Origin of the sequence: uncultured Roseobacter sp. (assembly GCF_947488185.1) — a bacterium.
In the GTDB taxonomy this organism is placed as follows: domain Bacteria; phylum Pseudomonadota; class Alphaproteobacteria; order Rhodobacterales; family Rhodobacteraceae; genus Roseobacter.
The window spans coordinates 411,530-432,651 of record NZ_CANKYM010000005.1 but is presented as its reverse complement, the minus strand read 5'-3'; the positions used below and the strand labels follow the sequence as shown (position 1 = coordinate 432,651).

Annotated in this window: 22 protein-coding genes and 1 other RNA gene; 11 read left to right on the top strand and 12 right to left on the bottom strand. The window is 60.9% G+C overall.

All coding sequences use genetic code 11. The annotated features are described in order from the left end of the window. Nucleotides 1-37: 37 nt before the first annotated feature. From Q1A52_RS20265 to Q1A52_RS20255, 3 genes are all read left to right on the top strand, one after another. Nucleotides 38-1,798 (top strand): ATP-binding protein, encoded by a 1,761-nt coding sequence (locus Q1A52_RS20265; protein WP_299783145.1) that lies wholly within the window; start codon nt 38-40, stop codon nt 1,796-1,798. A 3-nt stretch (nt 1,799-1,801) separates the two neighbouring features. Continuing rightward, nucleotides 1,802-3,136 carry a sigma-54 dependent transcriptional regulator gene (locus Q1A52_RS20260; protein WP_299783146.1) on the top strand — a complete coding sequence of 445 codons (1,335 nt, stop codon included), beginning with the start codon at nt 1,802-1,804 and terminating at the stop codon, nt 3,134-3,136. Nucleotides 3,137-3,615: 479 nt separating this feature from the next. Further along, a complete protein-coding gene (locus Q1A52_RS20255; protein ID WP_300019439.1) occupies nt 3,616-6,312 on the top strand; it encodes a ribonuclease E/G in 2,697 nt (898 codons plus the stop codon). Nucleotides 6,313-6,367: 55 nt separating this feature from the next. Here Q1A52_RS20255 and Q1A52_RS20250 read toward each other — a convergent pair whose 3' ends face one another. After that, on the bottom strand, nt 6,368-6,598 hold the full coding sequence (locus Q1A52_RS20250; RefSeq protein WP_300019437.1) for a sulfurtransferase TusA family protein: 231 nt from the start codon (nt 6,596-6,598) through the stop codon (nt 6,368-6,370). A 92-nt stretch (nt 6,599-6,690) separates the two neighbouring features. On the opposite strand from Q1A52_RS20250, the gene Q1A52_RS20245 reads away from it, so the two are divergent. From Q1A52_RS20245 to Q1A52_RS20230, 4 genes are all read left to right on the top strand, one after another. Continuing rightward, nucleotides 6,691-7,443, top strand: coding sequence for a cytochrome c biogenesis CcdA family protein (locus Q1A52_RS20245; protein ID WP_299783149.1), 753 nt, complete (start codon nt 6,691-6,693; stop codon nt 7,441-7,443). A 56-nt stretch (nt 7,444-7,499) separates the two neighbouring features. Next, nucleotides 7,500-8,762, top strand: coding sequence for a hypothetical protein (locus tag Q1A52_RS20240; protein WP_300019435.1), 1,263 nt, complete (start codon nt 7,500-7,502; stop codon nt 8,760-8,762). Beyond that, nucleotides 8,759-10,111, top strand: coding sequence for a cytochrome P450 (locus Q1A52_RS20235; protein WP_300019433.1), 1,353 nt, complete (start codon nt 8,759-8,761; stop codon nt 10,109-10,111). The genes Q1A52_RS20240 and Q1A52_RS20235 overlap by 4 nt, the downstream gene beginning before the upstream one ends. A gap of 69 nt (nt 10,112-10,180) precedes the next feature. Further along, nucleotides 10,181-11,071 carry a fructose bisphosphate aldolase gene (locus tag Q1A52_RS20230; RefSeq protein WP_300019431.1) on the top strand — a complete coding sequence of 297 codons (891 nt, stop codon included), beginning with the start codon at nt 10,181-10,183 and terminating at the stop codon, nt 11,069-11,071. A gap of 60 nt (nt 11,072-11,131) precedes the next feature. On the opposite strand, the gene Q1A52_RS20225 is transcribed toward Q1A52_RS20230, so the two are convergent. The 3 genes from Q1A52_RS20225 to fumC are packed head-to-tail and all read right to left on the bottom strand — an operon-like array spanning nt 11,132 to nt 12,935. Then, entirely contained in the window at nt 11,132-11,374 is a 243-nt protein-coding gene (locus tag Q1A52_RS20225; RefSeq protein ID WP_195819144.1) for a ribbon-helix-helix domain-containing protein, read from the bottom strand. Then, entirely contained in the window at nt 11,371-11,547 is a 177-nt protein-coding gene (locus Q1A52_RS20220) for a DUF4169 family protein (protein WP_195819145.1), read from the bottom strand. Before Q1A52_RS20220 ends, Q1A52_RS20225 begins: the two co-directional genes overlap by 4 nt. Further along, on the bottom strand, nt 11,544-12,935 hold the full coding sequence (fumC, locus tag Q1A52_RS20215) for a class II fumarate hydratase (protein ID WP_300019429.1): 1,392 nt from the start codon (nt 12,933-12,935) through the stop codon (nt 11,544-11,546). The genes Q1A52_RS20220 and fumC overlap by 4 nt, the downstream gene beginning before the upstream one ends. 225 nt (nt 12,936-13,160) lie before the next feature. Here fumC and Q1A52_RS20210 point away from each other — a divergent pair, with 225 nt between their 5' ends. Beyond that, entirely contained in the window at nt 13,161-13,715 is a 555-nt protein-coding gene (locus Q1A52_RS20210) for a hypothetical protein (protein WP_300019427.1), read from the top strand. A 3-nt stretch (nt 13,716-13,718) separates the two neighbouring features. Here Q1A52_RS20210 and Q1A52_RS20205 read toward each other — a convergent pair whose 3' ends face one another. From Q1A52_RS20205 to Q1A52_RS20190, 4 genes are all read right to left on the bottom strand, one after another. Next, on the bottom strand, nt 13,719-14,228 hold the full coding sequence (locus Q1A52_RS20205; protein WP_300019425.1) for an SspB family protein: 510 nt from the start codon (nt 14,226-14,228) through the stop codon (nt 13,719-13,721). Between the two features lie 91 nt (nt 14,229-14,319). Next, entirely contained in the window at nt 14,320-15,567 is a 1,248-nt protein-coding gene (gene chrA, locus Q1A52_RS20200; protein ID WP_300019423.1) for a chromate efflux transporter, read from the bottom strand. Beyond that, nucleotides 15,564-16,373, bottom strand: coding sequence for a chromate resistance protein ChrB domain-containing protein (locus Q1A52_RS20195; RefSeq protein WP_300019421.1), 810 nt, complete (start codon nt 16,371-16,373; stop codon nt 15,564-15,566). The genes chrA and Q1A52_RS20195 overlap by 4 nt, the downstream gene beginning before the upstream one ends. A 123-nt stretch (nt 16,374-16,496) precedes the next feature. Continuing rightward, the gene (locus tag Q1A52_RS20190) at nt 16,497-16,922 is read right to left on the bottom strand and encodes an ester cyclase (protein WP_300019419.1); all 426 of its coding nucleotides are present in this window, start codon (nt 16,920-16,922) and stop codon (nt 16,497-16,499) included. A 253-nt stretch (nt 16,923-17,175) separates the two neighbouring features. On the opposite strand from Q1A52_RS20190, the gene Q1A52_RS20185 reads away from it, so the two are divergent. From Q1A52_RS20185 to Q1A52_RS20175, 3 genes are all read left to right on the top strand, one after another. Further along, nucleotides 17,176-17,526 carry a hypothetical protein gene (locus Q1A52_RS20185; protein WP_300019417.1) on the top strand — a complete coding sequence of 117 codons (351 nt, stop codon included), beginning with the start codon at nt 17,176-17,178 and terminating at the stop codon, nt 17,524-17,526. Beyond that, nucleotides 17,523-17,825, top strand: a complete 303-nt coding sequence (locus tag Q1A52_RS20180) for a hypothetical protein (protein WP_300019415.1) — start codon at nt 17,523-17,525, stop codon at nt 17,823-17,825. The genes Q1A52_RS20185 and Q1A52_RS20180 overlap by 4 nt, the downstream gene beginning before the upstream one ends. A gap of 460 nt (nt 17,826-18,285) precedes the next feature. Further along, on the top strand, nt 18,286-18,552 hold the full coding sequence (locus tag Q1A52_RS20175) for a hypothetical protein (protein WP_300019413.1): 267 nt from the start codon (nt 18,286-18,288) through the stop codon (nt 18,550-18,552). Nucleotides 18,553-18,585: 33 nt separating this feature from the next. On the opposite strand, the gene ssrA is transcribed toward Q1A52_RS20175, so the two are convergent. From ssrA to Q1A52_RS20155, 4 genes are all read right to left on the bottom strand, one after another. Next, nucleotides 18,586-18,933, bottom strand: a transfer-messenger RNA (tmRNA) gene (ssrA, locus tag Q1A52_RS20170). A gap of 156 nt (nt 18,934-19,089) precedes the next feature. After that, on the bottom strand, nt 19,090-19,443 hold the full coding sequence (locus Q1A52_RS20165) for a DUF4345 family protein (RefSeq protein WP_300019411.1): 354 nt from the start codon (nt 19,441-19,443) through the stop codon (nt 19,090-19,092). 39 nt (nt 19,444-19,482) lie between these two features. Beyond that, complete coding sequence (locus Q1A52_RS20160; protein ID WP_300019409.1) at nt 19,483-20,217, bottom strand: leishmanolysin-related zinc metalloendopeptidase; 735 nt, start codon at nt 20,215-20,217, stop codon at nt 19,483-19,485. A gap of 148 nt (nt 20,218-20,365) precedes the next feature. Then, nucleotides 20,366-21,097, bottom strand: a complete 732-nt coding sequence (locus tag Q1A52_RS20155) for a FadR/GntR family transcriptional regulator (RefSeq protein WP_300019407.1) — start codon at nt 21,095-21,097, stop codon at nt 20,366-20,368. Nucleotides 21,098-21,122: the final 25 nt, after the last annotated feature.

Sequence of the window (21,122 nt, the reverse complement as noted above, 5' to 3'; positions counted from 1 at the left end):
CTTGAGCCGGTGTTGCGCTTTCGCGTAGTCTCGCTGCATGGAAACCGCCACCGATCCTGATCCCCAGACCCGCGCCATCAACTGGCGTGTGCGCGTGGCGTTGGCGGTGCTGCTGCTGCTGGCCGTTGCCGTGGTTTCGGTCACCAACAAGCTGCTGACGGATCGCTTTACAGAAAGCACGCGGAACCGTGCGGAACTGCGGTTGGCGCTTTACAGCGGGAACCTGCTGTCGGAGCTGCGGCAGAACGCGATTGTGCCGCAGTTGCTGGCGCGGGATGCGGAGCTAATCGGGGCGCTGAATTCCGCAGATTACACGGCATCGACCCGCCGGTTGATTTCCTTCGTGGAAGAAATCGGTGCGGCCTCGCTGATGCTGCTCGATATCGACGGGCGCACGGTGGCGGCCACCGATCGCAACAGGTTGGGATCGAGCCACCGCCCAGAGGCCTATTTTGTCGATGCGATCCGGGCGAGTGCCACGATTTTCACGGTCGCTGAGCGTGAAACGGGTGGGTACGGGTTTTTCTATTCGCGGCGGGTGCAATCGGGTTCGGATGTGCTGGGCGTGATCGTGGTTGAGGTGGATTTGCAGAAATTCGGACGTGCCTGGGCCGGGATTTCGGATGCGGTGATCGTCACCGACAGCACCGGTACGATCATCCTGACGACGGAGCCGCGCTGGCAGGGGCGTACCGAGGAAGAAGCGCTGGTACGTCACACGCCGGAAAATGCCATTCAGCGCGCCATTCAGGCGACTGCGGATTGGACCCAACTGCCACCCGATGCCTATCTGCAGGGCGAGGCGGTGATGCGGCTGGAGACGCGCATTCCCTTCCGGGGATGGCGCATGGCGAGCTTTACCACCTATGCGAGCGTGCGCGAGCGGGTGAACGGCGTGCTGGCCCTGGAAATCATGGGATTTGCGATTCTTCTGGCGCTCAGCTTCTATGCGCTGAGCCGTCGGACCGCATTGCGCATGGCGTTGTTTCAGCGGGAATCTGCCGAGTTGCGGACACTGAACGTGGCGCTGCAGCGGGAAATCGCCGAGCGAAAACGGGTGCAGGAAACGCTCGCCGTGGCTGAGCAGACGCTGGAACAATCGAGTAAACTCGCGGCCTTGGGCGAGATGTCCGCCGCCGTGAGCCACGAACTCAATCAGCCTCTGGCGGCGATGAAAACCTACCTTGCCGGGGCGCGGCTGCTCTTACGCCGTAACCGGCAGGAAGAGGCACTTTCGTCTTTTGGACGCATTGATGATCTGATTGAGCGGATGGGCGGGATCACCCGCCAGCTCAAGTCTTATGCGCGCAAGGGGCAAGAGGCGTTTTCCCCAGTGGACATGGGCGATGCGCTCGCCTCCGCCCTGTCGATGATGGAGCCACAGCTGCGCCAGCGGCACGTCCAGATTTCGCGCATCATCCCCGACACGCCGGTGCGGGTGATGGGGGACCGGTTGCGCATTGAGCAGGTCATGGTGAACCTGTTGCGCAATGCTATTGACGCCACCAAGTCGGAGCAAAGTCCCAAGGTGGATATCCTGTTATCGGCGGGTGAGACGGCGACCCTGACCGTGCGCGATAACGGGCCCGGTATCGAAGACCTCGACCAATTGTTCGAACCCTTTTACACCACGAAACAGGCCGGAGATGGGGTGGGGCTGGGCCTTGCCATCTCGTCTGGTATCGTTAACGACCTAGGTGGAAGGTTAACAGCGCGGAACGGACAGGCCGGCGGCGCAGTTTTTGAAATGCAGCTACCAATATTAGGCAGCGACCACAGTACACAAGCGGCGGAGTAAGCCATGACACAAGCCATGAAAATCGCAATTGTGGATGATGAACAGGACATGCGGCAGTCGATCAGCCAATGGCTGGCGTTGTCCGGATACGATACCGAAACCTTTGGCAGCGCCGAGGATGCGCTCAAGGTTCTGGGCCCGGATTACCCCGGGATCGTGATTTCCGACATCAAGATGCCCGGCATGGACGGGATGCAGTTCCTGAAAAAGCTGATGGGCAATGACAGCGCCTTGCCGGTGATCATGATCACCGGTCACGGCGATGTGCCGATGGCGGTGGAGGCGATGCGGGTCGGTGCGTTTGATTTCCTCGAAAAGCCGTTCAACCCCGACCGGATGAACGAGCTGGCCAAGAAGGCCACTGGCGCGCGGCGTCTGGTCATGGACAACCGCGCCTTGCGGCGTGAACTGTCGGATGGTGGCCAGCTGATGAAAAAATTGATCGGGCAGAGCCCGGTCATGGAGCGGCTGCGTGAGGATATTCTCGATCTGGGGCAGGCCGATGGTCATGTGCTGATCGACGGCGAAACCGGGACCGGCAAGACGCTGGTGGCCCATGCTTTGCATGCGGTGGGCAGCCGTGCAGGCAAGAAATTCGTGCTGGTGAGCTGTGGTGCCTACGAAGAAGAAGCGTTGAGCAAGCGGCTCTTCGGCCCCATGAACCCCGAAGACGCGCAGCTGCCCGCGATTGAAGAAGCGCGGGGCGGTACGCTGGTGCTGGAAGACATCGAAGCCCTGACCGAGACGCTGCAGGCGCGGCTGCTGAGCGTGATCAACGAGCAGGGGGCCCCGGCGGAAACCCGGATTGTAGCCATCTCCAACCTGCAGGAGGCGGGCCGTACGTCCGAGGATGCCTTGCGGGCCGATCTCTTTTACCGCCTTGCGGCTTTGCGCATCACCGTACCGCCGCTCAGGCAGCGTGGTGAGGATATTCTGACACTGTTCACGCGGCTTTCTGAGCAGTTTTCGGACGAATATGGCTGTGATGCGCCGCAGGTCTCGGCACAGGAGGCTGCGCAACTGCTGCAGGCGCCGTGGCCGGGCAACGTGCGCCAGCTGATCAACGTGGCCGAACGCGCGGTGCTGCAATCGCGGCGCGGTTCGGGCACGATTGCATCGCTGCTGATGAACGACCACGAGGACATGCAGCCGGTGATGACCACCGAAGGCAAACCATTGAAGGAATACGTGGAAGCCTTCGAGCGGATGCTGATCGACAATACCATGCGCCGCCACCGCGGCTCTATCGCCAGCGTGATGGAGGAATTATGCCTGCCACGCCGCACGTTAAACGAGAAAATGGCCAAATACGGGTTGCAGCGGTCCGACTATCTTTGAGGGCTGCCGTTTTCCGCTGATCTCGCGAAAAATTGCGTAGAATCTGCAGGCTAGGTTCGTTTTGCGGTCCGGCCTGTAGATTGCCCATTGTGTTTTATCGTACAGTCGCATTATCTAGAGTGACGAAGGTGCGCCGCGATACCGCGTGCAACCTTTGGATGAGATTCGCTGCAATGGACGCCTGTGTGGGACGTATCGCACCTCCGTTGCAGACCGATTGGGCCGGAAACGGCCAACGAACCGCTGACGTGGTCAAGGCCAGAGGGCCCCAAACACGCAGTATATAATGGATACGAGGCCGCTTCGTCGTGCCCGTGTCGGAGAAGAAACGCGATGACGCGCGCCGATGCATTGAGCAGAACCGCCTTGGCCCCACCGGGTCAGGCCCTGCACGCGTCCCTGATCGCCCTGACAAGACACATCCCATATCTCGCTGATCCGCCTGGGTTGGCGCGGTCATGGCTGTGCAATTTGGAAATATGGCTAAGAAAATGCTTATCGATGCCACCCACGCGGAGGAAACCCGCGTCGTGGTGGTGGACGGAAACAAGGTCGAGGAGTTCGATTTTGAATCCGAAAACAAACGCCAGCTTGCTGGCAATATCTATCTCGCAAAAGTAACCCGGGTCGAGCCGTCGCTGCAGGCGGCCTTTGTCGACTATGGCGGTAACCGCCATGGGTTCCTGGCGTTCTCGGAAATTCACCCAGACTACTATCAGATCCCGGTCGCGGACCGTCAGGCGCTGATGGAAGAAGAACGCGCCTATGCCGAAGCGCAGAAGGCCAAGGAAGACGAAGACGACAAGCCCAAACGCCGCTCGCGCAGCCGTAGCCGGTCAAAGGCAAAGGCCGCTGAGGCCGTCAGCGATGACGCAACCGCGACCAAGGATGTGGAATCCGACCAGATCGACGGGATGCAGACCATTGATCTGGACGACGAGGAAGGCACGTCCCCGATGGAGCGGGTGCCGGAAACGCCTGTTGAGGAACCCGAAGATACGCCCGAAGACGCCGTTTCCGCGGAAGTGGACGGGGCGCCCGCTGAGGCAGACGGCGAGATTGCGGCGGAGAGCGCCGACGACAATGATGACGACGAGGATGACGCGCCGAAGCGTCAATCCGATGCCTCGGCCAAGGACGACAGCATCGAGTCCGTGGCGGATGACGATGACCAGGAAGATATCCGGCCCGCGCGTAAACCGCGCCCGCGCCGCTACAAGATCCAGGAAGTCATCAAGGTCCGCCAGATCCTGCTGGTGCAGGTCGTCAAGGAGGAACGCGGCAACAAGGGGGCAGCACTGACCACTTATCTGTCGCTGGCCGGTCGTTATTGCGTGCTGATGCCCAACACCGCGCGTGGAGGTGGGATTTCTCGCAAGATCACCAATGCCGCCGACCGCAAGAAGCTCAAGGAAATCGCCAATGAGATCGAGGTGCCGGAAGGCGCCGGGCTCATCGTGCGCACCGCCGGGGCGAAACGCACCAAGGCGGAAATCAAGCGCGACTATGAGTACCTGCAGCGGCTGTGGGAGCAGATCCGCGAGCTGACGCTGAAGAGCATTGCGCCCGCGAAAATCTACGAAGAGGGCGATCTGATCAAACGCTCAATCCGCGATCTCTACAACCGCGAGATCGACGAGGTGTTTGTCGAGGGTGAGCGTGGCTATCGCATTGCCAAGGACTTCATGAAGATGATCATGCCGTCCCACGCGAAAAACGTGAAGCTCTACACCGAGAGCCTGCCGCTCTTTGCGCGCTACCAGGTGGAAAGCTATCTGGCGGGTATGTTCAATCCCACGGTGCAGCTGCCCTCGGGTGGCTATATCGTGATCGGTGTGACCGAGGCGCTGGTGGCCATCGACGTGAACTCCGGCCGTGCGACCAAGGAAGGCTCCATCGAGCAGACCGCGACCAAGACCAACCTGGAAGCCGCCGATGAGGTGGCGCGCCAGCTGCGTCTGCGCGACCTTGCGGGGCTGATCGTCATCGACTTCATCGACATGGACGAGCGCAAGAACAACGCCGCCGTCGAAAAGCGCATGAAGGAAAAGCTGAAGACAGACCGCGCCCGCATTCAGGTGGGCCGCATCTCGGGCTTTGGCCTGATGGAAATGTCACGTCAGCGTCTGCGCCCGGGCATGATCGAAGCCACCACACAACCCTGTCAGGCTTGCCACGGCACCGGTCTCATCCGGTCCGACGACAATCTCGCGCTGTCGATCCTGCGGCAGATCGAGGAAGAGGGCACGCGCAAGCGCTCCCGCGAGGTGCTGGTGCGCGCGCCCGTGGGTATCGCCAACTTCCTGATGAACCAGAAACGCGAACACATCGCCCAGATCGAAGGGCGTTATGGGCTGTCTGTCCGGATCGAAGGCGACCCGGCGCTGGTCAGCCCCGATTTCAGCCTTGAGAAGTTCAAGACCGCGACCCGCATCGTCACGGCGTCTGCCGCGCATGTGGTGTCCGTGGACACCTCGATCATGGATCAGGTGGATGCGGATGAGGACGAGGACGTGGTAACCGAGGAGGCTCCGGCCCCCCAGGGCGTCGAAGCGATCCGGAGCGAGGAGGGAGACGGTGAGGGCAAGCCCAAACGTCGCCGCCGTCGTCGTCGGCGCAGCCGGAACAAGTCAAACGGCGGTGAAAACGGTCAGACCGGTGAGGCCAACGAGGCATCAGCGCCTCAGGATGGTGAAACGCCTGTGAAAAACGGTGCTGACACGGCCGCAGAGACCGTCGAAGCAACTGTGGAAGCAGAGGAAGCGGCCCCGGAAGCAGCGGCGGAAAAACCCAAGCCCAAGCGCCGCTCGCGGACATCCAAGGCAAAAGCCGAGGCCGAAGCCGCAGCAACCGAGGATGCGGTGATCAGCGAAGAGGTTGCGGAACCGGCGGCGGAAGAGGCAAAACCAACCGAGAAGCCCAAGCGCAAGCGCGCGAGCCGCGCCAAGAAGCCCAAAGCCGAGGAAGCGATTGCAGAACCTGTTGAAGAGGCGGCGGCTGCTGAGACGCCTGAACCGACCCCCGCACCCGAGCCTGTTGCGCCGGAACCGGTGGCCGCAACGCCAGAACCGGAAGCTGCACCTGAACCGGAACCTGCTGCGGCTGCCCCCGAGCCTGTCGAGGAACCGGCACCGGCCAAGCCGAAACGCAAGGGATGGTGGTCGCTGGGCGGCTGAGGCTCCTGCAGACAAGATCAAAGGCGCGTCTTCGGGCGCGCCTTTTTCGCGTCCATCAGCCTTTGCGGATGACGTAGACCTGCACTGCGCCCTCGCTGATGGCTGAGACCAGTTCGTGCCCCGCCTCGGCACAAAAATGCGGCACATCTACCACGGCGGCCGGGTCATCCGCCCGCATGGTCAATGTCTCGCCGGGGGACAGCCTCTGCAGCCGCTTGCGCGCCTTCAGCACGGGCAGGGGGCACAGCAGCCCGGTTGCGTCCAGATCATTCTTGAGGTCACTCATAACCCCCAGATAAGCGTGATGTTTCAGTCTGTCCACAAGGTTGTGACCGCTGCCTGCGTGACCTCTTAACGCTTATCCATTAGGGGTGAGACATGTTTGGAATCGAAATCATCGACGCGGGCCTGCTCCCGGCCATGATTGTCGCTCTTTTTGCGGGCGTCATCAGCTTTCTGAGCCCTTGCGTGCTGCCCATCGTGCCGCCCTATCTGGCCTATATGAGCGGCGTCTCCATCAATGAAATGTCGGGCGAGACTGCCGCGCGCCGCCGTGCGGTGATTGCGGCCCTGTTCTTTGTGCTCGGGCTCAGCACCGTATTCCTCATCCTTGGGTTCACGGCCTCGGCCTTCGGCGCTTTTTTCCTGCAAAATCAAGTGCTTTTTGCGCAAGTTTCCGGCCTCGTGGTGATTGTCTTTGGCCTGCACTTCGTCGGCCTTTTCCGCATTCCCTTCCTCGATCAGGAAGCGCGTCTCGATGCCGGGGATCAGGGCGGGTCGAGCTTTGGCGCCTATGTTCTGGGCCTCGCCTTTGCGTTCGGCTGGACGCCCTGCATCGGCCCGCAATTGGGCGCGATCCTGTCGCTGGCCGCCTCCGAGGCCTCGGTCAGCAAGGGGACCTTGCTGCTGGGCATATATGCCGCCGGGCTGGGCATTCCGTTCCTGCTGGCCGCGATGTTCATGACCCGTGCCGTCGGCGTCATGAACAGGCTCAAACGCCACATGAAAACCATTGAACGCGCCATGGGCGGGCTGCTGATCCTCGTCGGGCTGGCCATGGTCACCGGCGCCTTCACCACTTTCTCCTACTGGCTGCTGGAGCAATTCCCGGCCTTGGCATTGCTGGGCTGATCCCCTTAGACTGCGCATCACCCCTGCGATGCTGCCGGGATGCATAAGGTCTGGTCATGGGCAGCACGTCTGACACACGCGTATACCGCCGCAAGGTCTTCTACATTCCCGGGTATGATCCATTCCCGCCCCGCCGGTACCGCGAGCTTTACCGCACCGAAGGCGCTGCGCAGGCGGCGATCACGGGCTACAGCCTGACCATGGGAGGCGGATTGGATGGCGACCGATTTGGCTGGCGGGTCGAAGCGGAGATCGACGGACAGCGTACGGATGCCGAGATTGAGGTGCTGGTCTGGTCCGATATCGTCAGGGACAGCCGCGCGCAGTCCATCCCGGCGACCTATCTGTCTCTGGTGCGCACAGCGTGGATTTACATCTCCACCGGCGCTCTCTGGCGGTTGATGCGCTTGCGCAAGGGACCGGTCATTGCGGCCCTCTACCCGGTTGCGATGCTGGTGGCGCAATTGGTGACCGCCTTGCTGCTGGGCTGGCTGGTCTGGCGCGGTGCGGACGGCCTGCTGCGGTTTATCCTGCCGACGTTATTCGACGGACAGACGGGCGACGCCGTTCTCACTACCGTCGCTGCGGTGTTGGGCGTGCTCTCTGCCATCTCCCTTCTGCGCTGGTTCAGAGAGGCTGACGGCAAGTTTTTCGCCTACTACCTGATGCATGATTTTGCCCATAGCGCGGCGCTGAAGGGGGCGTATCCCGCCTCTATTCGCCCTCGGTTGAAGCAGTTTGGCGACGTCATTGCCGCCGCATTGCACAGCGATGTGGACGAGGTGCTGGTGGTTGGCCACTCCTCCGGGGCGCATCTGGCGGTGACGGTGCTGTCTGACCTGCTGCGCGAAGAGCGGATGCCTGTCCGAAAGCCCGCATTGGGCCTGCTGTCTTTGGGGCATGTGGTCCCGATGCTGTCGTTCCTCCCGGACGCGCAGGGCCTGCGACGCGATCTGCGCAACCTCTCGACGCGGGACGATCTCACGTGGGTCGACGTCACCGCACCGGGCGATGGCTGCTCCTTTGCGCTTTGCGACCCGGTGTCGGTTTCCGGCCAAAAAACCGCGGAAAAACGCTGGCCCTTGGTGTTTTCAGCCGCCTTCACCCAGAGCCTCTCGCCCGCGCGCTGGCGCGCCCTGCGCTGGCGGTTTTTCCGACTGCATTTCCAGTATCTCTGCGCCTTTGACCGGCCTAAGGACTACGACTACTTCCAGATCACCGCCGGGCCAGTGTCCTTGCGGGATCGCTACGCCGGCCGTCCGGCATCGGCCTCACGGATCGATCACAGCGTCAGCAAATTCACTTCTGTCGGCCCATGACACAGCCGCCGAAACCCCAAAGCCGTGCCGATAAGGTCAGCCTCTTGCAGTACATGCGGCTTTTTCGGCACGACATCCTCTCAGCGCAACCTGAAAGGCTCTACCGTGCGTGGATGGCCGAGTTTCGCACCCCGTTTTTCCGCAGTTACATGGTCAATGACGCCGACCTGATCCAAGCGGTTTTGAAAGAACGTCCGAAGGATTTTCCGAAGTCTGATCGTGTGGGGTCCGGGCTGCGACCCTTGCTTGGCAATTCGGTGTTCCTGACCAATGGTGAGACCTGGGAGCGGCAGCGCCGCATCATCGACCCGGCCTTCGAGGGGGGGCGCCTGCGCGATACCTTCCCGTCAATCCGTGACGCAGCAGGGGCAGCGACGGGTCGCTTCACCGCGCTGGCAGGTCAGGAAATCGATATCGAGCCCGAGACCAGCCACGCGGCGGCGGATGTGATCTTTCGCACGCTCTTTTCCATTCCCATTGAACACAAGATCGCGCGCGAGGTGTTCGAAGCATTTCACCGCTATCAGCGCAGCCAGCCCATTCTGAACCTCGCGGCCTTTCTGCCTGTGCCCGCATGGATGCCCCGCGGATACCGGAAATCCACCAAACAAAGTGCGCGCCACATACGCGCTCTGATCCATACGCTGACGCAGGCGCGGCAGACCGAGATAGACGCAGGCACAGCGCCACAGGATCTGGCGACAAAGATCATGATTACACCGGATCCGCAGACCGGTGCGCGGTTCGATGTGGATGAAATGGTGGATCAGGTCGCGATCTTCTTCCTGGCGGGCCACGAGACGAGTGCCTCGGCACTGGCCTGGTCACTCTACCTGCTCGCGTTGTTCCCTGACTGGCAGGACCGGGTCGCAGAGGAGGCGTGCACCGCCGATCTGGATGATTTCAGCCAGATGTCGAAGCTGAAGATCACCCGCGATGTCTTTCGCGAAACTCTGCGGCTCTATCCACCTGTGCCCATGATGGTGCGTGAGACTACGCGCCCGGAGATTTTCCGCAAGCGGGCGGTCAAACCGGGTGCACAGGTGGTGATCAGCCAATGGCACCTGCACCGGCAAAACCGCCTGTGGGAGGCACCCGATGACTTTGACCCGGCCCGCTGGGAGACAGAGAATGGCCGCAGCTGTGCGCGCGACGCTTATCTGCCCTTCAGCGCGGGCACGCGGGTTTGCCCCGGGGCAGGATTCGCGATGATTGAAGGGGTGATGATGCTGGCCTGCATCCTGCGCGATCTGAGGGTCGAACTGACGAACGCACCGCCACCGGTGCCTGTTGCACATCTGACCGTCCGGTCACGTGACGGCATCAGGTTACGCATTGTCAGGCGCTAACATGTACCATCCCGCGCCGGTCTGTTCTATGGAAAGGCCAAGGGGCGGAATCAGAAGGAAATTTCGATCATGTCAGACCAAAACGTGATGCGTGCGCAAATGAAATCAGGGGCAGGTTTTATCGCCGCCCTCGATCAATCGGGGGGGTCCACCCCAAAGGCGCTTGGCCTCTACGGCGTTCAGCCCTCGGATTATTCAGGCGACGAAGAGATGTTCCGGGCTATGCACGACATGCGCGCGCGGATCATTCTGGCAGATGATTTCACCAAGGATAAGGTTATCGGCGCGATCCTGTTTGAGCGCACGATGCATGACACGATCAATGACACGCCCGTCGCCGAACTGCTCTGGCGGGACCGGGGTGTGGTGCCGTTTCTCAAGATCGACAAGGGGCTGGAAGATCAGGCGGATGGCGTGCAACTGCTCAAACCCATGCCCGGTCTGGAAGAAACCCTGAAGGTCGCGAAATCCAAGGGGATTTTCGGCACCAAGGAACGCTCGGTCATCCATGAAGCGAACGAGAAGGGCATCGCCGAGAATGTGGCGCAGCAATTCGAGGTGGCACGCACCGTCATCGCCGCGGGTCTGGTGCCGATCTTGGAGCCGGAGGTGAACATTCACTCCGAGACCAAGGGGGAGGCCGAGGTTCTGCTGGAGGCCGAGATCGCCAAGCACCTCGACACGCTCGACGAAGGCGTGGATGTCATGCTGAAACTGACCCTGCCGAACGAGCCCTGGCGCTATGACAAATTGGCCGCGCATCCGCGGGTCCTGCGAGTGGTGGCGCTGTCGGGGGGCTATTCGACCGATGAGGCCTGTCAACGTCTGACGCAATGCACGAGCATGATTGCCAGCTTTAGCCGGGCGCTGACCGAAGGGCTGAACGTGAAGATGTTCGATGCCGAATTCAACGCCGCGCTCGGCAGCAACATCGACAAGATCTATCGGGCGTCCATCTGACCGGATCGCTTAGGGGGTCGATCTGGCGACCGCGCAGTAAATAAGCCTGACCCCTTTGGGTCAGGGTTTGGTCTGCGCCTCTGCGGCGCGGTCTTGCAAATCGCGCAACACAAAAACACGGATTGCGGAGGCCAGCCCCATATCGGCCCCGCGATCTACATCGATATCGGCCACCAAGGCATTGATTGGCTGCGATTTCCGCTCTGCGATTGCGCGCAAGGCCCGCCAAAATTCCTCTTCCAGAGAAATCGATGTGCGGTGGCCTTTCAGGGTCACCGAATGCTTGACGGGCCGTCCGCTCATGTCTCGCGCTTGTGGGCTTCCAGATTGCGCGCGATCTTTTCGGCCTTGGCCTTGAGCAGGTCTTTCTGCGCCTTGGTCTGACCGAAATTGACCGCATTTTCATCCGCACGGGCCTTGCGGGAGGCCCGGTTGCGCTCTTTGCGCACCTTGTTGAGGTTCACGGGGGTGCTCATTTCGGGCCAATCATGTTTTCCGGACGCACCACGCGCTCGAAGGTTTCCGCGTCCACAAAGCCAAGCGCAATCGCTTCTTCCTTGAGGGTCGTGCCGTTCTTATGCGCGGTCTTGGCGACCTTGGTGGCATTGTCATAGCCGATTTCCGGCGCCAGCGCGGTCACGAGCATCAGGCTTTCGCGCATCAACTTTTCGATCCGGTCCGCATCGGCCTTGAGACCCACCACCAGGTTGTCGGTGAAGGCCGAGGCCGCATCGCCCAGCAACTGCATGGATTGCAGCACGTTATAGGCCATCATCGGCTTGTAGACGTTGAGTTCAAAATGCCCCTGTGAGCCGGCAAAACCCACCGCCGCGTCGTTGCCGAAGACATGGGCGCAGACCTGGGTGAGCGCCTCGCACTGGGTCGGGTTCACCTTGCCCGGCATGATGGAAGACCCTGGCTCGTTTTCCGGCAACACCAACTCGCCCAGACCGCAGCGGGGGCCGGAACCCAGAAGGCGAATGTCATTGGCGATTTTGAAGAGCGAGGCGGCTACAACCTTCAACGCGCCGGAAATCTCCACCATCGCGTCATGAGCGGCCAGCGCTTCGAATTTATTCGGCGCGGTCACGAAGGGCAGGCCGGTGATCTCGGCCATGTTTTTGGCAACAGTCACGTCCCAGCCCTTGGTGGTGTTCAGCCCGGTGCCCACGGCGGTGCCGCCCTGTGCCAACTCGTAAATGCGACCCAGCGCGTCTTTCACCCGCTGAATGCCCATGGCAACCTGATGGGTATAGCCGGAAAACTCCTGGCTCAGCGTCAGCGGCGTCGCGTCCTGCGTATGGGTGCGGCCGATCTTGATGATGCCATCAAATTCCTCGACCTTGGCCTGCAAGGCACCGTGCAGCTTTTCCAGCCCCGGCAGCAGCACGTCCCGCGCGGTCATCGCGGTGGAGATATGCATGGCGGTGGGGAAGGTGTCGTTGGAGGATTGCCCCATGTTGCAGTGATCGTTGGGATGTACCGGGTCCTTGGAGCCGATCTGCCCGCCTAGAATTTCGATGGCGCGGTTGGCGATCACCTCATTGGCATTCATGTTCGACTGCGTGCCCGAGCCCGTCTGCCAGACCACCAGCGGGAAGTTGTCGTCGAATTTGCCCTCAACCACTTCGCCTGCGGCCTGAACAATGGCGTTGCCCCGCTCCGCATCCAGCTTGCCCAGCTCGATATTGGCCTGCGCGCAGGCTTTTTTGATCACCCCCAGCGCGCGCACCACGGCGACGGGCTGTTTCTCCCACCCGATGGGAAAATTCATGATCGACCGCTGCGTCTGTGCACCCCAGTATTTGTCGGCAGGTACCTCCAAAGGGCCAAAACTGTCGGTTTCTGTGCGGGTCTGCGTCATGATGTCTTCCCTGAAATTACGCTACATGCGGTGTAGCCTTGCCGGTGGCGCGGTGCAACGGGCAGATGCCGCGGCAGGGGGGGCTTGCGCAAATTCTTGTGATCGCTTTACCGCTCGCCCGGCGCCGATGGCCGTTGAATAGGCGCAGAAGAATGTTATCTATCAAGGGGAAGTCGCGGCGTTTCTGCCGTGTCGTCGCTGTGCGTTGGCAAAAGGACTATCCTGATGAGAGCTGTGTACCAACCGTCTTTGTGGCTTTGTGCGCGGTTCCTGGCAGCCTTGGTCCTGCTCAGCATGGCGGTGACTGCACAGGCCGACATCGAACGGTTTGTCGGCAGCTACTATGGCTCTGCCAAAGTCTCCCTGGCGGACGGCAGCTCGCAAAAGCGCGATATGAGCGTCGAAATCTCGGAAACCAAGGCGGGTTTCTCTGTCGCCTGGACCTCCACGACATACCGGCCCGACGGCTCCACCAAGGACAAGTCCTACAAGATCGAATTCGTGCCGTCGGATCGCGGTGACGTCTATGCCTCCGCCATGAAGCGCAATGTCTTCGGCCACGACGTGCAGCTGGATCCGATGAAGGGCGAGCCTTATGTCTGGAGCCGGATCGACGGGGACACGCTGAGCGTCTATTCGCTTTTCGTCGCAGACGACGGCGGCTATGAGATCCAGCAATTCAACCGTACGCTGGCGGTTGGCGGGCTCGATCTCGACTACAAAAGCGTGCGGAATGGAGAAATCCAGCGCACCGTGTCCACGTTTCTGGAAAAGCAGTAGCGCTTATTTGCGGAAGCTGTCGAGCGAGACAATCTCCGCATCCTGCGGTTTCTTCTCGATTTTTTCTTCGTCAGCTTTCACTGGCAGCTTGTCGTCCGGCTTGACGGCAGGCAAGGGAGCTGCGGCCAGATCGGGCGCAGAGGGTGCGTCCTCCTCCTCGCCCTGGGTCTCGAAACGCAGGCCAAACTCGACCGACGGATCAACAAAGGTCTTGATCGCGTCATAGGGGATATAAAGCGGCTCCGGCGCATCTCCGAAGTTCAGCGTGACGGAAAACCCGTCGTCGGCCACGTCCAGCTTGTCATACCAGTGCTGCATCACCACGGTCATCTCACCGGGGTAGCGATCCGACAGCCAGTCGGCCAGTTCCGCATCTGGATGGCTGGTGTCGAAGGTGATGAAGAAATGGTGCGCGCCGGGCAAGCCGTTGTCAGACACATCTTGCAGCACTTTACGGATGAGGCCACGCATGGCCTCATGCATCAGGTTGCCATAATCAATGCTGCGGCCCATCGTGATCCTCTGAGCTGTACGGGATGTTAACTTAAATCATAGCCGATTCCCGCGCAGAGGAAAGAGGGTGCATGCGGAATTAGGGCGCCACTCAGAAAGCGCTGAAAAGAAGGCCTGCCAGCGCCATGAGTGCCAGCGTTTCGACCATTCCGCGCTTGAGACCCAGGAGCAGCCCTGCCGCGAGGATGGTCAGGATCAGGGCAGAGATGTTCAGGGAGGCGATTTCCGGCACCTGGGCGGCATGCCAGTCCGACGTTCCGACCCGCTCAAACAGCACGTGCATCGCAAACCAGATCGCGAGGTTCAGGATTACCCCAACGACGGCGGCGGTGATGGCGGCGAGGGCTGCGGAGAGGCGGGGTTTGGTTGAGATCAGGTCGAGGTAGGGGCTCGCGAGAAAAATCCACAAAAAGCAGGGTGTGAAGGTGACCCAGAGCGTCAAGGCTCCGGCGGCGATGGCCATGCCGATCCCGCCTTGGGCATATCCCGCCAGCAGCGCCACGAATTCGGTCACCAGAATCAGCGGACCGGGTGTCGTTTCGGCAAGCCCGAGCGCGTCGATCATCTGCGGTGTGGTGATCCAGCCGTAGTCCTGCACCACGGTCTGCGTCATATAGGCCAGCACCGCATAGGCCCCGCCAAAGGTCACCACGGCCAGTTTCGAGAAAAAGAGCGCGATCTGCGTCAGGAATGTCTGATCCGCGATCCAGACCGCCAGCACCGGCAACGCCCAGAGGGTGCCCCAGATAGCGACGGTTTGCAGGCTGCGCGGCCGTGTGGAGGGTACCGCCTCTGTCTCGGGTGGTGTGCCGTTTTGCGTCGCGGCACCGTAGAGGGCCGCAAGCAGGATGATCAGGGGAAAGGGCAGGCCGAGGGCAAAGAGGGCCAGAAATGCGGCCCCGGCGAGCACCATCGCGCTGCCTGTGGTCAGGGCCTTGCGCGCCACTTTAAGCAGGGCCTGCAGCACGATGATGATGACGGCGGCCTTGATGCCCGCAAAGGCCGCCTGCACCAGGGGGACTTGCCCATAGAGCGCGTACCCCAGCGCCAGCATCAGGATCACCAGCGCGCCCGGCAGCACGAAGAGAAGCCCTGCGATCAGGCCTCCAAGCGTGCCGCGCAATCGCCACCCCGCGTAGGTTGCAAGCTGCATCGCTTCCGGTCCCGGCAGCAGCATGCACAGCGACAGCGCCCGCAGGAATCCATCTTCGGTCAGCCAGCCACGCTCTTCAACCAACTCCCGATGCATCAGCGCGATCTGTGCGGCAGGGCCACCGAAGGACAGCAGGCCGATGCGCCCGAAGACGCGCAGTAATGCGCCCGTGCCGGGCGGGGTCATTGCGCCGCCTCTCGCTGCCAGTCGTGGGTTTCGCTCTGGCCGTCACGCGCCCAGCGGTAGAGCGCGTCGTAGAGCACCATGCCCGCTTCCAGCTGCGCCAGATCATCGCGAAATCCGCGCGACAGACCGATGGACAGGGCCAGCAGCCCAGCGGCCTCGGGCACCTGCGACAGCGTATTGGTGTCCGCTGCGCGTATGACCTCAGCCATCTTTTCCAGCGCGGGCGTGCTCAGGCCGAAGCCAGTGCACATCATATCGAAGGTGCAGCGCGGGCCGTCATGGCTCCAGCGCGCGCCGACGGTGTCGAAGGCGGTGGCCTCGAATTTCTCGGCGACGGCTGTGACCTCGGACGGAGGCACAAAGAGAAATTCGGCCTGCGGGTCGATAAACCGGCGGATCAGCCAGGGGCAGGCGATGCGGTCGATCTTGGGATGCCAGCGGGTGACCCAGCGACTGCCGGGCATGCGCGTGGGGAGAGCATCGGCGGGCAGCCGTGGCAACCCCGCAGCTTGCCAGCCCTGGTTGCCGCCTTCAAGCACTTCGGCGGAGACGCCTCGCGCCCGCATGACGGCGGCGGCCCCATGGCTGAGCTTGAGGCCTTTCTGACAGATCACAATCACCCGTTTGCCGATGAGATCCGGCGACAGCGCGCCTACCTCCTTGTGTGGACACCGCCGCGCCGTGGGCACCAGATACGGGTCATCCTGGAAATCGTCATCGATGCAGACGTCGATCACAACAGGGGCCTGCGGTGTGCCGATGAGACGCATGAGAGCGGTCGGGGAAATAGAGGCGAATTGCGCCATGAAAAGCATCCTTTTGGTACGTCAACAGGATGCGATACTTGGGCCTGAGCCTCACGGGGCGATCGCGAACTCCCCATATCGCAGGGGTGCCATGGATCGAGATGTCAGGTCAATGCGGATTTTTCAGCGCAGGACGGTGCCGCCCAGCAGCAGCGCATGGGTGTTTTCCGGCAATTGTCCGAGCTGTTCAAAGAAGCGGATGAAGTCAAAGCAGGGATAGCTTTCGGCTTTGCGATCACCGTCGAACCGCAGCATGATCTGCTGATAGACCTTGACAGGTTTGTGCGTTGCGACGGTGCGGCAGTTGATCTCCAGCATGGCGCTGAGCCAATCGCCTTCCTCAATGGAATGCACCATGTCGACCCGGATATCGGTCACGAAACTGCGTAGCACAGAGACCCATTCGCGAATTTCAGATGGCTCAATTCCGAGGTTCTGGACGATGTACTGGTCGTGCGGCTCCTGCACAAAATAGTCGTCGACAACATCGAACTGACCCTCTTCCCAGACGGCCTTGTACCAGTTTTTCAGAATGTCGGCTTTGGTCACGACATGGCCTCGAATTCTTCTGATACCAATGTACCCATCGCGCGTTGAGGAACCCTTAACGCTTGGCGAAACCTAGTGAATTGAGAGAGAAGAGTAGTGCAGGCTTCGGCTTAAATCGGACATTTCGCTTATTCCTCAAAACCATGTGTTTTCCAGCGCTGACCAGAACACGCGCAAGCAAAGGCAGAACAAAACAGCAAGTTGTAAAAAGCTCCCAAATTCATCCAAGTACGTGAGAGCTGACCATAAGCGCATGGCGCGTGTTGTGGGCTATGCGCTGGCCGTCGGCAGCTCTGAAGCCGGGCTTAAACTTTCCGGCATTGCGGCAATTCGACTGGACGCGCGAGAGCGCGGTGGATTGGCGTATGCTGCACTGACCTCGCTCTCCGAAGATGACGCCCGAGCAGTCGCCGAGACAGCTCTGACGGCAGCGGGTAGCCCGCTGCATCCGCTCCTGACACCGATGAACGACGCGCGCTGGTGGGCCAGCATTGCCAGCCGGGCAGAATGCAAGGCGTACGCCCTTGCGGCTTACGAGGCTCTCCCGCCTGCGGAGCAAATGGCCTTCCGCAATCACATCAGCGAAGTGGAGATTTCAGCATGAAGATGCTTGTCCACCGGATAGAGGAAAACGCCGCACTGCCGTTTGATCTGGACCAGCTCAAGTTGCACTTGCGCGTGTCGGAAGACGCTGAAGATGCCGCAATCCAGAACATCGGGCTGAGGGCGGCGGCTGAACTTGAACAATTTGCCCAGATTGCTCTGATCACACAGACGATTCGGGGTACGATCTTCGATCCTCCTAGAGAGTACGGTTTGCGGCTTCCCAGTGGCGCTACCTCAAGCCCGCCCGCGTTGCTTAGGGCAACCTACCTGCACATGAGGTGCGGCCACGTCATGTAGATGCGCTGGTTCGAAAGATTGGTACTGAGAAACCCGGAGTCGCGAACAATGTTCAGGACGCGATCAAGGCGATGTCGGCTTGGGCGAACGGTCCTGTGGAGCTTCTTACACACGATCCCACACAAGGTGTTGAGCGATTTGCTAAGGGTGAAGGTCACAAACCTTGGACAGCCGATCAGCTTGCATTCGCAGAGAAGACATTTTCGGGTGTCTTGCGCCGCTTTTACTATCTCAGCCGCTATACTGGCCAGCGCATCAGCGACGTGGTTCGACGTAACCCGAATGATGAGGATGATGGAGGCTTTAGCCTACCTCAAAAAAGACGGGGGTGATGCCTTGGTGCCCCATCTTTCCTGAACTTGAGGCCGAGATGGCAACTTGGGAGCGCCGACCTAGCCCATACCTTCTGCAGGGACACGGAAAAAGCAAAGGCAAACCTTTCAGCCCCGACCAAATGTGGATGGCTTTTGACCGGGAGCGGAAGAAGTATCCAATCCTTGAAGGCGCTGTGCCTCACGGGTTGCGCGCTAACGCGGTGATCAGATTGAGAGGCGAAGGTTATACTGCGCTGCAGATCTCCGACATGGTTGGGACGTCAGTAGAGATGATCGAGCATTACCGCCGATATGCGGATCGGAAGGCCAACGGCCAAGTGGTTCTGAGGGACTTGCGGGAACACAAGGAAGAGAAGATTGTAAAGCACTGGAAAAGTGGAAAGTCAAAATGATTGAAAATCATACGGTTAGCAGCAATGAAGAAAAGTGCAGGCTTCTGTTGCCAGGTGCCTGCGAACCCCGCCTTACGTCGCTAAACGCAAGGAGTTAGGTTTCAGTATCTCAGGTCGCTTACGCGGCCATTGCTACTGGAGCACGATTGTCATTTGCAATTGTACATGTTTCGCCGATAACGGTGGCAGACAGCCGAGACAAAGCAAACCCCTTTAGACGTTCGTCGATCCTGTTTCGACCCCATGATCCCCAAATGAAGGATTGTGGTGGAGTCGCCGGGTACCGCCCCCGGGTCCGATCCGCTTATTACGAGCGCGTTTATGTCCATAGTCCCGAAGGACACCGCAGATATAGGCGTATTGACGGCAAATCTCAAGAGGCAAGCCGCAGGGTTAGAAGATGGCCACGTTGCCGCGCAAACGGTCAATTTTTAAATAAATTCAGAAGGTAATACCCACTTTTTAAAGTTAGTCGTAAATCCCACATCAAGTGATTTGCGGTCTGCAATCGAACGGCAGGCGCCTGTCTGCGCAATCTCAGATCGGATTGGCGAGCAGGAAGGCCACGGCAAGAGCGACCTCGATCCCGCCAAAGACCAGCACCTTGCGGCGCGGTGGGTTGTCAAAGATCAGCGATAGGCCGCGCCCGATAGCGGCACCGAGGAAAGCAAAACCGATCATCGCGTAGGCCACCGAGTCATCCAGCCAGAGCGCCGCAAGTCCCGCCACCACAAAGAGCCCGCCGACGGAGGCACGCATCTCGCTCAGCCCCATAGTGCTGGTGGTCGGTGCGAGGTCAAGCGCGGCGGCGGTGTAGCGCGGGGCGACAAATCCAAAGAGCCCGAAGGCGATCGTCAGCAGGCTGGCAGTGATGTTCACGATATCGGTCATGATGCCAGACCTAGCGGGGTGCCGGCCCTTGGCAAGATGTCACTGCAGGACCACAGGCTCCGGTCGCCCCATGCGGCAGAGATCGCAGATCCGCACGGCTTCGGTGATCCCCATCTCGGCCAACGCACGAAAATCGGGCAGGGCGTAGGCGTCGGCAGTGCTCAGATCGACTGCGTATCCCAGATCCTGGAAGGAGGCGATGGAGAGGCGGCTGATCGGACGCTGGGCGCCGGAGAGAAATCCGGTGAGCAATTCGTCTCCAAACACCAGCTCGCGCCAGTGGCCTTCGCGGGTGCCTGCACCGCCGGTATTGGCGATGGGCACGGCCGCACCGGTACCGCCAAGCGCCTGATATTCGCGGATCGCCTCGCCGCCGCGGAAGCGCGGGTCATTTGTGCCACTGGCCTCTACCAGCCCTGCGCGCGTCCAGAGCGTGCCGAACCCAAGCACATGCGCCATCTCGTGCAGCACCACGTCCTCAAAACTGGCGTTTGTCTCAAGTCGTTCGACATCGGCGGTGTCGAACTGCATGATGCCTGCCACCGGCAACTCCGACCCCGGACGCAGGGCGGTCGGCCCGGCCTGACCCAGCACGCCCTCCGGCCCGTCGATGGGGGCGATGGAGACTTCTATGAGCAAACCGTCGAGTTGGCGGCCCTCAAATTGGATGGGTTCGAAGGCAGTGTCGATGATCGCGTCCCAGCGGTTGGCGGCACGAGCAAAGGCGCTGCGCCTTGGGTCAGAAATCGGGGTGGTGAAGTCGAGTGTGATCATCTGTGCACCTGTCTCATTTACGGCGGCCGCGGGGGCGGTGTTCAATCACAGGTAGTGTCAGATATGCCTGTTTGAAACAGGCAGGTCCGGCGGCGGCATAAATCTGCAGGCTTGACGTGCCCGAGCGGCGGGTTCCGGCGTACCGGCGTCAGCTGCGTGCCGCGCGGGCCGCAAAGACGCTTTGCGCCAGGTCCTGGGTTTCGGTTTCCAGCGCGGTCAGGGCGGCCAGCGTTGTCGCGCCGTCACCAGCCTCCACCGCATCGGCGATATCCGTGTGCAGTGTGATGATGCGCGCGCGGTCGCGGGCGGTAAAAGTAATCATGTTCATCAGCGGCTGCATCGCCTCGACCGCACCGGCCAGCTGATAGGACAGCACCGGGTTGCCTGCGCCATCGACGAGCGCCCGGTGAAAGGCCACATCGGAGGCACAGAAGGCTTCGTCCGTCAGGCCTGGCTGCGACTGGCGGTGAATCTCAGCGCGCATAGTGGCCAGATGGTCAGGGGTGCGTCGTTCGGCGGAGAGAGGCGCGCAGGCCCGCTCCAGCGCATAGCGCGCCTCGCAGGCGGTCTCGAAGCTTACGGCGTTCATGCTGAGCAGCAGGGTCGAGGTGGTGATCTGCTGTGGTTGCGCCGCCTCAAAACTCAGCCGATTGACAAAGGCGCCGCCCGTGGCGCCGCGTTGCGTGCGGATCAGCGACTGCGCCGCCAACCGTTTCAGTGCCTCGCGCACCGTCGGGCGGGAGACGTCGAATTGCTCAGCCAGCTCTGCCTCTGAGGGCAGGCGTTCGTCGACGATCAGACCGCCCGAGATGATCGCATCGCGGATCGCCCCGGCAATCTGAGCGGAGAGGTCGGCGGGGTTCTTGGGATCGATTTTCATATGTCTTACATTTAATGTTTGCCCG

Excerpts from the sequence above, each read along its gene's own strand:
- Q1A52_RS20260 (WP_299783146.1), top strand. The coding sequence starts at position 1,802 with ATGACACAAGCCATGAAAATCGCAATTGTGGATGATGAACAGGACATG.
- Q1A52_RS20230 (WP_300019431.1), top strand. The coding sequence starts at position 10,181 with ATGTCAGACCAAAACGTGATGCGTGCGCAAATGAAATCAGGGGCAGGT.
- fumC (WP_300019429.1), bottom strand. The coding sequence starts at position 12,935 with ATGACGCAGACCCGCACAGAAACCGACAGTTTTGGCCCTTTGGAGGTA.
- Q1A52_RS20185 (WP_300019417.1), top strand. The coding sequence starts at position 17,176 with ATGGCGCGTGTTGTGGGCTATGCGCTGGCCGTCGGCAGCTCTGAAGCC.
- Q1A52_RS20240 (WP_300019435.1), top strand. The coding sequence starts at position 7,500 with ATGGGCAGCACGTCTGACACACGCGTATACCGCCGCAAGGTCTTCTAC.
- Q1A52_RS20155 (WP_300019407.1), bottom strand. The coding sequence starts at position 21,097 with ATGAAAATCGATCCCAAGAACCCCGCCGACCTCTCCGCTCAGATTGCC.
- Q1A52_RS20205 (WP_300019425.1), bottom strand. The coding sequence starts at position 14,228 with ATGGGCCGCAGCATTGATTATGGCAACCTGATGCATGAGGCCATGCGT.
- Q1A52_RS20210 (WP_300019427.1), top strand. The coding sequence starts at position 13,161 with ATGAGAGCTGTGTACCAACCGTCTTTGTGGCTTTGTGCGCGGTTCCTG.
- Q1A52_RS20175 (WP_300019413.1), top strand. The coding sequence starts at position 18,286 with ATGGCTTTTGACCGGGAGCGGAAGAAGTATCCAATCCTTGAAGGCGCT.
- Q1A52_RS20265 (WP_299783145.1), top strand. The coding sequence starts at position 38 with ATGGAAACCGCCACCGATCCTGATCCCCAGACCCGCGCCATCAACTGG.
- Q1A52_RS20235 (WP_300019433.1), top strand. The coding sequence starts at position 8,759 with ATGACACAGCCGCCGAAACCCCAAAGCCGTGCCGATAAGGTCAGCCTC.
- chrA (WP_300019423.1), bottom strand. The coding sequence starts at position 15,567 with ATGACCCCGCCCGGCACGGGCGCATTACTGCGCGTCTTCGGGCGCATC.
- Q1A52_RS20250 (WP_300019437.1), bottom strand. The coding sequence starts at position 6,598 with ATGAGTGACCTCAAGAATGATCTGGACGCAACCGGGCTGCTGTGCCCC.
- Q1A52_RS20195 (WP_300019421.1), bottom strand. The coding sequence starts at position 16,373 with ATGGCGCAATTCGCCTCTATTTCCCCGACCGCTCTCATGCGTCTCATC.
- Q1A52_RS20255 (WP_300019439.1), top strand. The coding sequence starts at position 3,616 with ATGGCTAAGAAAATGCTTATCGATGCCACCCACGCGGAGGAAACCCGC.
- Q1A52_RS20160 (WP_300019409.1), bottom strand. The coding sequence starts at position 20,217 with ATGATCACACTCGACTTCACCACCCCGATTTCTGACCCAAGGCGCAGC.
- Q1A52_RS20165 (WP_300019411.1), bottom strand. The coding sequence starts at position 19,443 with ATGACCGATATCGTGAACATCACTGCCAGCCTGCTGACGATCGCCTTC.
- Q1A52_RS20225 (WP_195819144.1), bottom strand. The coding sequence starts at position 11,374 with ATGAGCGGACGGCCCGTCAAGCATTCGGTGACCCTGAAAGGCCACCGC.
- Q1A52_RS20220 (WP_195819145.1), bottom strand. The coding sequence starts at position 11,547 with ATGAGCACCCCCGTGAACCTCAACAAGGTGCGCAAAGAGCGCAACCGG.
- Q1A52_RS20180 (WP_300019415.1), top strand. The coding sequence starts at position 17,523 with ATGAAGATGCTTGTCCACCGGATAGAGGAAAACGCCGCACTGCCGTTT.
- Q1A52_RS20245 (WP_299783149.1), top strand. The coding sequence starts at position 6,691 with ATGTTTGGAATCGAAATCATCGACGCGGGCCTGCTCCCGGCCATGATT.